This window comes from Microbacterium sp. Se5.02b, assembly GCF_019464375.1.
Classification (GTDB): Bacteria; Actinomycetota; Actinomycetes; order Actinomycetales; family Microbacteriaceae; genus Microbacterium.
The window spans coordinates 2,381,891-2,393,489 of the sequence record NZ_CP080491.1 but is presented as its reverse complement, the minus strand read 5'-3'; the positions used below and the strand labels follow the sequence as shown (position 1 = coordinate 2,393,489).

Annotated in this window: 11 protein-coding genes and 2 pseudogenes; 12 read left to right on the top strand and 1 reads right to left on the bottom strand. The window is 67.7% G+C overall.

Features of this window, described 5'->3' with window-relative positions:
• Window positions 1-47 precede the first annotated feature (47 nt).
• The 10 genes and pseudogenes from K1X59_RS11855 (at window position 48) to K1X59_RS11815 (ending at window position 8,496) form a co-directional block, all read left to right on the top strand.
• Window positions 48-542, top strand: coding sequence for a tetratricopeptide repeat protein (locus K1X59_RS11855; protein WP_183150252.1), 495 nt, complete (start codon window positions 48-50; stop codon window positions 540-542).
• A gap of 82 nt (window positions 543-624) precedes the next feature.
• Window positions 625-1,218 carry an ATP-dependent Clp protease proteolytic subunit gene (locus K1X59_RS11850; RefSeq protein ID WP_183150251.1) on the top strand — a complete coding sequence of 198 codons (594 nt, stop codon included), beginning with the start codon at window positions 625-627 and terminating at the stop codon, window positions 1,216-1,218.
• A gap of 20 nt (window positions 1,219-1,238) precedes the next feature.
• Entirely contained in the window at window positions 1,239-1,880 is a 642-nt protein-coding gene (locus K1X59_RS11845) for an ATP-dependent Clp protease proteolytic subunit (protein ID WP_183150250.1), read from the top strand.
• A 153-nt stretch (window positions 1,881-2,033) separates the two neighbouring features.
• Complete coding sequence (locus tag K1X59_RS21475) at window positions 2,034-2,456, top strand: sugar-binding domain-containing protein (protein ID WP_258566825.1); 423 nt, start codon at window positions 2,034-2,036, stop codon at window positions 2,454-2,456.
• On the top strand, window positions 2,453-2,968 hold the full coding sequence (locus tag K1X59_RS21470; protein ID WP_258566824.1) for a sugar-binding domain-containing protein: 516 nt from the start codon (window positions 2,453-2,455) through the stop codon (window positions 2,966-2,968). Before K1X59_RS21475 ends, K1X59_RS21470 begins: the two co-directional genes overlap by 4 nt.
• A gap of 29 nt (window positions 2,969-2,997) precedes the next feature.
• Window positions 2,998-3,965 (top strand): annotated as a pseudogene (gene deoC, locus K1X59_RS11835) (deoxyribose-phosphate aldolase).
• Window positions 3,966-3,978: 13 nt separating this feature from the next.
• Entirely contained in the window at window positions 3,979-5,421 is a 1,443-nt protein-coding gene (locus K1X59_RS11830; protein WP_220173425.1) for an aldehyde dehydrogenase family protein, read from the top strand.
• A complete protein-coding gene (locus tag K1X59_RS11825; RefSeq protein WP_183150249.1) occupies window positions 5,418-6,269 on the top strand; it encodes an aldehyde dehydrogenase family protein in 852 nt (283 codons plus the stop codon). The genes K1X59_RS11830 and K1X59_RS11825 overlap by 4 nt, the downstream gene beginning before the upstream one ends.
• A 176-nt stretch (window positions 6,270-6,445) precedes the next feature.
• On the top strand, window positions 6,446-7,714 hold the full coding sequence (gene clpX / locus K1X59_RS11820; protein WP_183150248.1) for an ATP-dependent Clp protease ATP-binding subunit ClpX: 1,269 nt from the start codon (window positions 6,446-6,448) through the stop codon (window positions 7,712-7,714).
• Complete coding sequence (locus K1X59_RS11815) at window positions 7,711-8,496, top strand: hypothetical protein (RefSeq protein ID WP_183150247.1); 786 nt, start codon at window positions 7,711-7,713, stop codon at window positions 8,494-8,496. Before clpX ends, K1X59_RS11815 begins: the two co-directional genes overlap by 4 nt.
• A gap of 74 nt (window positions 8,497-8,570) precedes the next feature.
• On the opposite strand, the pseudogene K1X59_RS11810 reads toward K1X59_RS11815, so the two are convergent.
• Window positions 8,571-10,619, bottom strand: a pseudogene (locus K1X59_RS11810) (M3 family metallopeptidase).
• Window positions 10,620-10,740: 121 nt separating this feature from the next.
• On the opposite strand from K1X59_RS11810, the gene K1X59_RS11805 reads away from it, so the two are divergent.
• A complete protein-coding gene (locus K1X59_RS11805; protein ID WP_183150246.1) occupies window positions 10,741-11,364 on the top strand; it encodes a transcriptional regulator in 624 nt (207 codons plus the stop codon).
• Window positions 11,361-11,579 (top strand): hypothetical protein, encoded by a 219-nt coding sequence (locus K1X59_RS11800; protein WP_220173424.1) that lies wholly within the window; start codon window positions 11,361-11,363, stop codon window positions 11,577-11,579. Before K1X59_RS11805 ends, K1X59_RS11800 begins: the two co-directional genes overlap by 4 nt.
• The last annotated feature ends 20 nt before the right edge of the window (window positions 11,580-11,599 follow it).

Below are 11,599 nucleotides of genomic sequence, written 5' to 3'. Positions count from 1 at the left end.
GGGTGCTGCGGCATCCGCCCTCTTTTCCATCCGAGGGGAGAGCGGCGATGAAGACGTGGGATGAGCGCATCGACGAGGTGTGGGACGACGCGACCGGCGAAGAGGTCGGCGACGACACGATCGCACGTATCGATGCGCTGGCGGCAGAGCGCGGTGCGGACGACGCCCGCGCAGAATTCGAGCGTGCCGGCGCGAGGGACTCGGCAGGACGGCCGGCAGAGGCCGTCGTGCTGTATCGGAGGGCTCTCGAGCTCGGGCTCGACGACGAACACCGTCCGCAGTGCGTGATCCAGTTGGCGAGCTCGCTGCGCAACCTGGGGGAGTACGAGGATGCTCTCGCCGTGATCCGCGCGGAGGAGGAGCTGTCGGCTGAGGGGCCGTACCGTGACGCGGTCGCGACGGTCCATGCGCTGATCCTCGCCAGTGCCGGGCGCCCTGCGCAGGGACTGTCGGTGGCGCTGCTGGCGCTCGTGCCGCATCTCCCGCGCTACCACCGGTCGATGACCGCATACGCCCACGAGATCGCGGACGCCGACACCTGATATGCCGACGGCGAACACGGCCTGGGTGCTGCGTTGTCGCCGGTAGATTCGAAATCACTGAAACACGGAACCAGGAGCTGACATGGCTGAACCCCTCGTCGCGACAAGCGTCTTCGACAGGTTGCTGAAGGACCGCATCATCTGGCTCGGCTCGGAGGTGCGAGACGAGAACGCGAACGAGATCTGCGCGAAGATCCTTCTTCTCGCCGCAGAGGACTCCGAGCGAGACATCTACCTCTACGTGAACTCGCCCGGCGGCTCGATCACCGCGGGCATGGCGATCTACGACACGATGCAGTTCGTGCCCAACGACATCGTCACGGTCGGCATCGGGATGGCCGCCTCCATGGGGCAGCTGTTGCTGACGGCCGGCACCAAGGGCAAGCGGTACATCACGCCCAACGCGCGAGTGCTGCTGCACCAGCCGCACGGTGGCTTCGGCGGCACGTCGAGCGACATCCAGACCCAGGCGCAGCTCATCATGTCGATGAAGAACCGCCTGGCAGAGATCACCGCCGCCCAGACCGGCAAGTCGGTCGAGCAGATCAACGCCGACGGAGACCGCGACCGCTGGTTCACGGCCGAAGAGGCGCTGGAATACGGCTTCGTCGACCACATCCGCGAATCGGCCTCCGACGTCATCGGCGGCGGCGGAACCGACCAGGACACCGAGTAACGGAAAGCGAAAGGACACTCATGTACACACCCACCTTCCGCTCAGCCGGCGACCTGCCCTCCAGCCGCTACGTGCTCCCGCAGTTCGAGGAGCGCACGGCCTACGGCTTCAAGCGTCAGGACCCGTACAACAAGCTGTTCGAGGATCGCGTGATCTTCCTCGGCGTGCAGGTCGACGACGCCTCGGCAGATGACGTGATGGCGCAGCTCCTCGTTCTGGAGAGCCAGGACTCCGAGCGTGACATCACCATGTACATCAACTCGCCCGGTGGCTCCTTCACCGCGATGACGGCCATCTACGACACGATGCAGTACGTCGCGCCGCAGATTCAGACGGTCGTGCTGGGTCAGGCGGCCTCGGCGGCCTCGGTGCTGCTCGCCGCCGGTGCTCCCGGCAAGCGTCTCGCTCTGCCGAACGCCCGCGTGCTGATGCACCAGCCGGCGATGGGGGAGGCCGGTCACGGACAGGCCTCCGACATCGAGATCCAGGCCGCGGAGATCCTGCGCATGCGCACGTGGCTCGAGGAGACGATGGCTCGTCACACCGGCAAGCCGGTGGAGCAGGTGAACCGCGACATCGATCGCGACAAGATCCTCTCGGCCAAGGAAGCGCACGAGTACGGCATCGTCGACCAGGTGCTCACCTCGCGCAAGCGCGCCTGAGCCCGTTCGATCCCGAAGGGCGTCCGTCATCTCGACGGGCGCCCTTCGTCGTGCCCGGCGGATGTGCAGGGCAACCCGTATCGCTGCGCATATGAGCAACATGATGCGCGAACGCAGGATCGGGCTTAGTCTGGAACGAGGAAGGAGGCTGCCGTGGAAGATGATCTGCTCATGGTTCGGGTCGCCGAGCTCTACTACGACGAGGACAAGACCCAGGATGAGATCGGCGGGCTCCTCAAGGTCTCCCGGTGGAAGGTGGGCCGCCTTCTCACGCAGGCCAAGGACCGCGGTATCGTGCGCATCGAGATCGTGCACCCGCGGGCGCGTCGACTCGGCCTGGAACGGCTCCTGGTGGAGCGGTTCGGCCTGACGGACGCCGTCGTCGTCCCGGCTCCCGACGGAGACGACGGAACTCTGGAACGGGTCGCACAGGCGGCGGCCGACTTCCTGACGGCGTTGCGGCCCGTCCCACGGACTCTCGGAGTCAGTTGGGGTCGCACGCTCCGCGCCGTCGCGGAGGCGCTCCCCGACGGCTGGGCCAACGGCGTCACCGTGGTGCAGCTCAACGGGGAGTGAGCCTCAACCGGCGATCGGGTGGCGCGGCGGGGCTCGCCGTCACGATCGCGCAGCGCGCCTCCGGCCAGGTCTCGCTTCTTCCGAGCCCCGCCATCCTCGAGCGGGTCGAGACGAAGCAGGCCATCGAATCCGACCGCACCGTCGCCGCCGTGCTGGAGGAAGCTGCCGAAGCGCAGGCCTTCCTCTTCACCGCCGGCCCGTGCGATGCCTCATCCGCGCATGTCGAGAACGGTTACCTCACCACGGAGGAGGTCGAAGAGCTCGCGCGACGTGGCGCGGTCGGAGACGTCCTGGGGCGGTACGTCGACGCCGAGGGCAACATCGTCGACTCGCAGCTCGACGCACGCACCGTCGGCGTCTCGCTCGACCGGTTGCGGGGAGCCCCGCGAGCGATCTTCGTCACGGCGGGCCCCGCCAAGCACGACATCGCACGGACAGTGGTGACCAGCGGCCTGTGCGGCGTTCTGGTGACCGATGAGACCACAGCACGAGCATTGTTGGAGGAACAGTGACCACCACAGCACTCAGCCGCAGGACGGCGGTGGATGTCCTCGGCGGAGAACCGGACGACGCCACCCTCCGGCGCTTTCTGCACGGACTCCCCGGCGTGGACGCCGTCGGACTGGAGCAGCGCGCCGCCGGACTCGGGACCCGATCGATCAAGACCACCTCGAAGGCGTGGGCGCTCGACACGATCATCAGACTGATCGACCTGACCACACTGGAGGGGGCCGACACCCCGGCAAGGTGCGCTCGCTCGTCGCGAAGGCGAAGAATCCGGATGCCGCCGACCCGTCCGCGCCTCGCGTCGCGGCCGTCTGCGTCTACGGAGACATGGTCGGCGACGCTGTCTCCGCCCTGGGCGGCCTGCACGGGGATCCCGACGACGGCCTCATCTCGGTGGCGGCCGTGGCCACGGCGTTCCCGAGTGGGCGCGCGTCCCTGGCGATCAAGCTCGCAGACACCGCGGAGGCGGTGGCCGCGGGCGCCGACGAGATCGACATGGTGATCGATCGCGGCGCGTTCCTCTCCGGCCGCTACGGCATGGTGTTCGATCAGATCGCACAGGTCAAGGAGGCCTGTCGCCGCGCGGATGGCTCGTCCGCCTCGCTCAAGGTGATCCTCGAGACCGGTGAGCTCAACACCTACGACAACATCAAGCGCGCGTCGTGGCTCGGGATCCTCGCCGGCGGCGACTTCATCAAGACCTCGACGGGCAAGGTGCAGCCCGCGGCGACCCTGCCGACGACGCTGCTCATGCTCGAGACCGTGCGCGACTGGTACCGCGGCACGGGGGAGAAGATCGGCGTGAAGCCGGCCGGCGGCATCCGCTCCTCGAAGGACGCCGTGAAGTACCTCGTCACGGTCGCCGAGACCGTCGGCGAGGAGTGGCTCCAGCCGCACCTGTTCCGCTTCGGCGCCTCCAGCCTCCTGAACGATGTGCTCCTGCAGCGCCAGAAGCTCACCTCCGGCCATTACTCGGGCCCCGACTACGTCACGATCGACTGACGGGAAGACGAACATGTCATTTCTGGAATACGCTCCCGCACCGGAGTCCACCGCGATCCTGAATCTCAAGGACAGCTACGGCCTGTTCATCGATGGAGAGTTCGTCGACGGCTCCGGCGCTCCGTTCGCCACGATCTCGCCGGCGACCGAGAAGCACATCGCCGAGATCGCCTCCGCGAGCGACGCGGACGTCGACCGTGCGGTCGCCGCTGCTCGTCGTGCCTATGACAAGACCTGGTCGAGGATGAGCGGCCGCGACAGGGGCAAGTACCTCTTCCGCATCGCGCGCCTCGTGCAGGAGCGTGCGCGCGAGCTCGCCGTCGCCGAGAGCCTCGACAACGGCAAGCCGATCAAGGAGAGCCGCGACGTCGACGTGCCGCTCGTCGCCTCCTGGTTCTTCTACTACGCAGGCTGGGCCGACAAGCTCGATCACGCCGGACTCGGTGCGAACCCGCAGGCGCTCGGCGTCGCAGGGCAGATCATCCCGTGGAACTTCCCGCTGCTGATGCTGGCGTGGAAGATCGCGCCCGCCCTCGCGGCGGGCAACACCGTCGTGCTGAAGCCCGCAGAGACCACGCCGTTGACGGCGCTGATCTTCGCGGAGATCCTGCAGCAGGCCGACCTCCCCGCGGGAGTCGTCAATATCGTCACGGGAGCCGGCGCCACGGGGGCGACCCTGGTGCGCCACCCCGACGTCGACAAGGTCGCCTTCACGGGATCGACCGGTGTCGGACGAGACATCGCGCGCGCCGTCGCCGGCACGAAGAAGAAGGTCACGCTGGAGCTGGGCGGCAAGGCCGCCAACATCGTGTTCGACGACGCGCCGATCGACCAGGCCGTCGAGGGCATCGTGAACGGCATCTTCTTCAACCAGGGACACGTCTGCTGCGCTGGCAGCCGCCTGCTGGTGCAGGAGTCGATCCACGACGAGGTCGTCGACCGGCTCAAGACGCGCCTGTCGACGCTGCGTCTCGGCGACCCGCTCGACAAGAACACCGACATCGGAGCGATCAACTCCGCGGCCCAGCTCGCCCGCATCCGCGAACTCAGCGACATCGGGGAGGCCGAGGGCGCCGAGCGGTGGACCGCCGATTGCGCGATCCCGGAGCAGGGCTTCTGGTTCGCCCCGACGATCTTCACCGGCGTCGAGGCATCGCACCGCATCGCCCGTGACGAGGTCTTCGGCCCCGTGCTCTCGGTGCTCACGTTCCGTACACCGGCGGAGGCGGTCGCGAAGGCGAACAATACGCCGTACGGCCTCTCCGCGGGCATCTGGTCGGATAAGGGATCCCGCATCCTCGCCGTCGCCGACCGCCTGCGCGCGGGCGTGATCTGGGCCAACACCTTCAACCGCTTCGACCCGTCGAGCCCGTTCGGCGGCTACAAGGAGTCCGGATACGGTCGCGAAGGCGGTCGTCAGGGACTCACCGCCTACCTCAAGGGAGCCGCAGCATGAGCAAGCGTCTGACCGTGCCGAAGACGTACAAGCTCGCGATCGGAGGCGCCTTCCCGCGCAGCGAGTCCGGACGCACGTACGAGGTGCTCTCCCCGAAGGGCGCATTCCTCGCGAACGCCGCCAAGGGCTCCCGCAAGGATGCTCGCGACGCGGTGGTCGCCGCTCGCGCCGCGGTCAAGGGCTGGTCGGGTGCGACCGCCTACAACCGCGGGCAGGTGCTCTACCGCGTCGCCGAGGTGCTCGAGGGTCGCCGTGCCCAGTTCATCGACGAGATCGTCGCGCAGCAGGGGCTGTCTTCCTCCGCCGCAGCAGCGCAGGTCGACGAGGCCATCGATCTCTGGGTCTGGTATGCCGGGTGGTGCGACAAGTACGCACAGGTCGCGGGCAATGCGAATCCGGTGTCTGGCCCGTACTTCAACATCTCGGTCCCCGAGCCGACCGGTGTCGTGGCGATCGTCGCGCCGCAGGACTCCGCATTGCTCGGGCTGGTCTCGGTCGTCGCCCCCGCGCTGGTCGCCGGGAACACGGTCGTCGTCATCGCGAGCGAGCAGCATCCACTCTCGGCCATCAGCCTCGCGGAGGTGCTCGCCACGAGCGACGTCCCCGGTGGTGTCGTCAACGTGCTGACCGGTTCGCCCGCCGAGATCGCCCCCTGGCTGGCATCCCACCAGGACGTGAACGCCCTCGACCTGGCGGGAGCGGGCGATCTCGAGTGGGTCGACATGCAGATCGCGGCCGCCGACACCCTGAAGCGCGTCCTCACTCCGGGTGATGTCGTCGCCTCGCCGGAGCGTATCGGCGCCTTCACCGAGGTGAAGACCGTGTGGCATACGAAGAGCATGGTCTGACGCGCTCCGCCGATCTCGTGAGGGGTCGGGAATCGCCGCTCCGGAACCGGAGATAGCGGCAGTTCCTGACCCTTCACGTGTCACGACCCGATGTCGAGTGCCTCCAATGCGGCCCGGTGTCGTATGCAGCGGTTAGGCTCGAAGGACGATCTCTGATCCCCCATAGGAGGACGCGCATGGCCCGTATCGGTGAAAGCGCTGACCTGTTCAAATGCTCGTTCTGCGGAAAGAGCCAGAAGCAGGTGCAGCAGCTCATCGCCGGCCCCGGCGTGTACATCTGCGATGAGTGCGTCGAGCTGTGCAACGAGATCATCGAGGAGCGGATGGCGGAGTCCTCCGCCGACGGCGTCGCCGAGTTCGAGCTGCCGAAGCCCCGAGAGATCTTCTCCTTCCTCGAGGAGTACGTCGTCGGCCAGGAGCCGGCGAAGCGCGCCCTCTCCGTCGCCGTCTACAACCACTACAAGCGCGTGCGCGCTCACGGCACGCTGCAGACGGCGGAACAGCGCGCCGAAGAGGTCGAGATCGCGAAGAGCAACATCCTGCTCATCGGTCCCACCGGTTGCGGCAAGACGTACCTCGCGCAGACGCTCGCCAAGCGCCTGAACGTGCCCTTCGCCGTCGCCGACGCCACCGCGCTCACCGAGGCCGGCTATGTCGGTGAAGACGTGGAGAACATCCTCCTCAAGCTCATCCAGGCCGCCGACTACGACGTCAAGCGCGCCGAACAGGGCATCATCTACATCGACGAGGTCGACAAGATCGCCCGCAAGGCCGAGAATCCCTCGATCACCCGCGACGTGTCGGGCGAGGGTGTGCAGCAGGCGCTCCTGAAGATCATCGAGGGCACCGTCGCCTCCGTGCCGCCGCAGGGGGGTCGCAAACACCCGCACCAGGAGTTCCTGCAGATCGACACCTCCAACGTGCTGTTCATCGTCGCCGGCGCTTTCGCGGGTCTCGAAGACATCGTGTCCGCCCGCGTGGGCAAGCACGGCATCGGCTTCGGAGCCCCGCTGCACGACAAGGGCAAGGACCTCGACCTCTTCAGCGAGGTTCTTCCGGAAGACCTGCACAAGTTCGGGTTGATCCCCGAGTTCATCGGCCGTCTCCCCGTCGTCACGAACGTCTCGCCCCTCGACCAGACGGCGCTGATCGACATCCTCACCGGCCCTCGGAACGCGCTCGTGAAGCAGTATCAGCGCATGTTCGAGATCGACGGTGTGCAGCTCGAGTTCGAAGAGGAAGCCCTCCGCTCCATCGCCGACCTCGCGGTCGAGCGCAAAACCGGAGCACGCGGACTCCGGGCGATCCTCGAAGACGTCCTCGGCCCGATCATGTTCGAGATCCCCTCGGCGGAAGACGTCGCGAAGGTCATCGTCACCCGCGCGGCTGTCGACGAAGGCGCACCGCCCACCATCGTGATGGAGCGCAAGCGCAAGAGCGCGTGACCTCTCGCCGCTCGCTGGGGCAGGGAGTCGCGACACTGCTCGCGATACCGGCGGCGGCGATCGTGCTCGCGGGGATCGTGCTCGTCACCGTCTTCCTGGTCTCCACGCGGGACAAGGACGGCGATGATGTGGCCGACGGCACAGTCGAGCACGTGGCGGATGCCCTGGCCGATGACCTGCGCGGCGCGCGAGACCTCACGGATGCCGCGACCGTCGCTGCCGAGATGTTCCACTCCCGAAGCGCGACCGTCGAGCCGCTGACCTGGAGTGGCACGCTCAGCGACGGCGGCGGCATCGTGATCGAAGCCCGCATCAGCGCCGTCGTCGAGGAGAGCAGCAGTGGGGCGCTCTTCGCGCCGTCGACGTCGGCGGGATCCTCCGAGCGGTGCTACCGGTACGCGGTGACCGCGTCGGGGAAGGTCGCCCACGAGGAGATCCCGTGCTCGGGGATCGCGGAGCCGGTCGCTCCTCCCGCGTCGACCCGTCCCGAACTGCCGCTGGACACGGTGGAACGCGTGGATCGGGTGCTCGCCGCCTCGGGCGGCACCGACCCGACCCAGGCGCTGCGGGACGAGTTCCCCGACGCCCACGTCATCGTGCAGGTCGAGCAGACCGCCGGCGGCGAGTGGGTCGTCGCGGTCGGTGTGACTCCGGGGACCGATTGCGTCCTCCGCGTGCGGCGGACGACGGGAGACGTCGTGTCGCCGCCCTACGATCGGATCTGGCTCGAGCCAGGGGAGACCGGTTGCTCGCCGGCGCTGTACACCGCACCGCCGCGCTGACGCGGCCAAGGCAGAGCCTCGACACCGCGTCAGGATCGGTCACCTGCGCGTCGCCCCGGAGCTGACGGGCTCTCTCAGGAGTCGAGTCCCCGGCGTTTCAACAGCGGCTCGATCGCGGCGTCGCGACCGCGGAAGTCCCGATACGCCTCGAGCGGATCCTTCGAACCACCGACGCCGAGCAGACGGTCGCGGAACCGGTCGCCGTTCTTCCTCGTCAGTCCACCGTTGTCTCGGAACCACTCCACCGTGTCGGCATCGAGCACCTCGCTCCAGATGTACGAGTAATAGCCCGCACTGTAGCCGCCGGAGAACACGTGGGCAAAGTACGTCGACGAGTAGCGTGTGGGTACGGCGGGATCGTCCAACCCGATGTCGGCAAGCGCCGCAGCCTCGAAGGCGGCGACATCGTCGACGTCCTCGTCGGCGGCCAGCCGGTGCCACGCCTGATCGAGCCAGGCTGCGGCGAGGTACTCGCTGGTCGCGTGTCCTTGATCGAACGTCTCGGTCGCACGCAGCCGCTCGACGATGGCCGGGTCGAGCGGAGCACCCGTCTCGAAATGGCGTGCGTAGTTGTCCAGGACCTCGGGCCAGAGGATCCACATCTCGTTCACCTGGCTCGGGAACTCCACGAAGTCACGGAACACGTTGGTCCCGAGAAGTGCGGGTACGTCACGGTCGCGAAGAGACCGTGCAGCGCGTGACCGAACTCATGGAAGAGCGTGGTGACCTCGTCGAGCGTCAGCAGCGTGGGTTCGCCCTCGCCGGGCAGGGGCACGTTGAGGTTGTTCACCACCACGGGGGAGGTGCCGCGCAGCCGGGATTGGCTCACCATCGCGTTCATCCATGCTCCGCCGCGCTTGGAGTCGCGGGTGTACAGGTCGAGCACGTAGAGGCCCAGCGGCGAGCCGTCGTCGTCGCGCACCTCGAACACGCGGGCGCCGGGATGATACGCGACCAGGTCGTCCCTCTCCGAGAAGGTGATGCCGTACAGCTGGGTCGCAGCGAAGAAGACGCCGTCCTGCAGCACCCTCTCCGCTTCGAACCACGGACGCAGCGCACTCGCATCGATGTCGTATCTGGCGGTGCGGATCCGCTCCGTGTAGAACGCCCAGTCATGGGCCTCGATCTCGAAGGGTTCGGCCTCGGTGTCGTCCACGACGGCCTGCAGAGCCTCCCGCTCGGACCGGGCGTTGCGGGCCGACGGTTCGGCCAGTCGCCGCAGCATCTGCTCCACGGCCTCAGGAGTTCCCGCCGTCTCGTCGGCGGTGACGTAAGCGGCGTGTGAACCGTAGCCGAAGGCTCGCGCGCTCGGCCCGCAGACCCACGATCTCGCGCAGCACGGCACGGTTGTCGTTCGCGTTGCCCCGCGAAGCCCGCGCCAGCGAGGCCGCCATGATGCGCCGCCTCGACTCCCGCACGCGCAGTTGGGCAAGGGCGGGATGACCGGTGAACAGAGGGAGCGTGAGGAGGAGCCTGTCGTCGAGCCCGCGGTCGGCGGCCGCGCGTATCGCAGCCGACAGCTCGCCGGCGTTGAGCCCGTCGAGCTCGTCCGCAGAGTCGAAGACCACGGCCAGAGCGTTCGTGTCGTTCAGAAGATTGCGCTCGAACGTGTTGGTCAGCGTCGAGAGTCTCTGGTTCAAGGCGGTCAGCTGCGCTTTGGCATCGTCGCCGAGCGCAGCGCCGGCGTGCGTCATCTCGCGGTGCCGGCGCTCCACCAGATATCTTTGCTCCGCGTCGAGGCCGAGGGCGTCCCGCTGCTCCCACACCTGCTGCACCCGCCAGTACAGCGCGCCGTCGAGCGTGATCGCGTCCTGATGTGCAGCCATGAGCGGAGCGAGATGCTCATCGATCTCCTGGATCTCGGACGTCGCGTCCGCCGAGCTGACGGTGTAGAAGGTGTGCGCGACGCGGTCGAGCAGCTCGCCCGATCGTTCCAGCGCCTCCAGAGTGTTCTCGAAAGTCGGCATCGACCGCACCATGGTGATGCGTGAGACCTCGCGCAGCTGCTCCGCGAACCCTGCCTGGAAAGCAGGGAGATAGTGCTCGGGGCGGATGGCTCCGTAGTCCGGGAGTCCGAAGGGGAGCTGCGACGGCTGCAGGAGCGGGTTCGTGGCGTCGGTCATGCTCCGAGCCTAGCCACCGGCCTGTCTGAGGATCGGGAGCGAAGCGCACAGGGAACGAGGGGGTTGAGAAGATGCAGAGGAACACTTGCAAAGAACTGTTTGCAAGGGTATCTTTGCATTCATGAACGAAGACATCCAGGTGCGGACACTCGATGCCGGAGCCCTGAAAGCGCTGGCGCATCCGCTCCGCGTCAAGATCTTCGACCTGCTCGCGGCACGCGGACCGCAGACCGCCAGTTCCCTTGCGGCGCTCGTCGGCGAGAACTCGGGATCGACCAGTTACCACCTCCGCGCCCTCGCCGCTCACGACCTCATCCGCGAAGTCGAGGGGAGGGGCACGGCGCGGGAGCGGTGGTGGGAGCGTCCCAAGGGGCGCATCGACGTGCCGGGGCCCGATGAGATGACATCGCCGGCGAACCGCGCCGCGGCGCAGATCGTGACCTCGGAGTTCTTCCGCCTGCGGCACGAGACGCTGATGGCTTATCTCAACCGGTCGAGCGCCGATGTCCCCGAAGAATGGCGCGACGTCGGCATGACGATGACGACCCATCTCGACCTCACGCCCGCTCAGGCCCTGGCGCTCAGGGGAGAGCTGGAGACGACCATCGAGCGCGCCATCGAGCGCTTCCGTGGGCAGACCGGTGCCGACGTGCGGCGGGTCTCCCTCCGCGCCGAACTCTTCGACCTGCCGACGCCGCAGTCAGCATCTTCCGACACGCCGGACGACGGGCGGACGGCATCATGACCAGCGCAACGCTGCCCCTGTCCGCCCCGACCCAGGCCGAGCGCGGCCTGCTGCGATTGGCGGCACGCCTCACGGCGTACGTCGAGCACCGCATCGACCGGCGTGCCACGAAGCGGAGTCTCGCGCTCGACCTTCTCCGCGAGCAGCAGGCGCGACGAAACGACCCGCGGACGGTGGACCATCTGCTCGCGCAGATGGGACTGAACCGGCGCTGACGGGTCGGCTCGACGCCGGG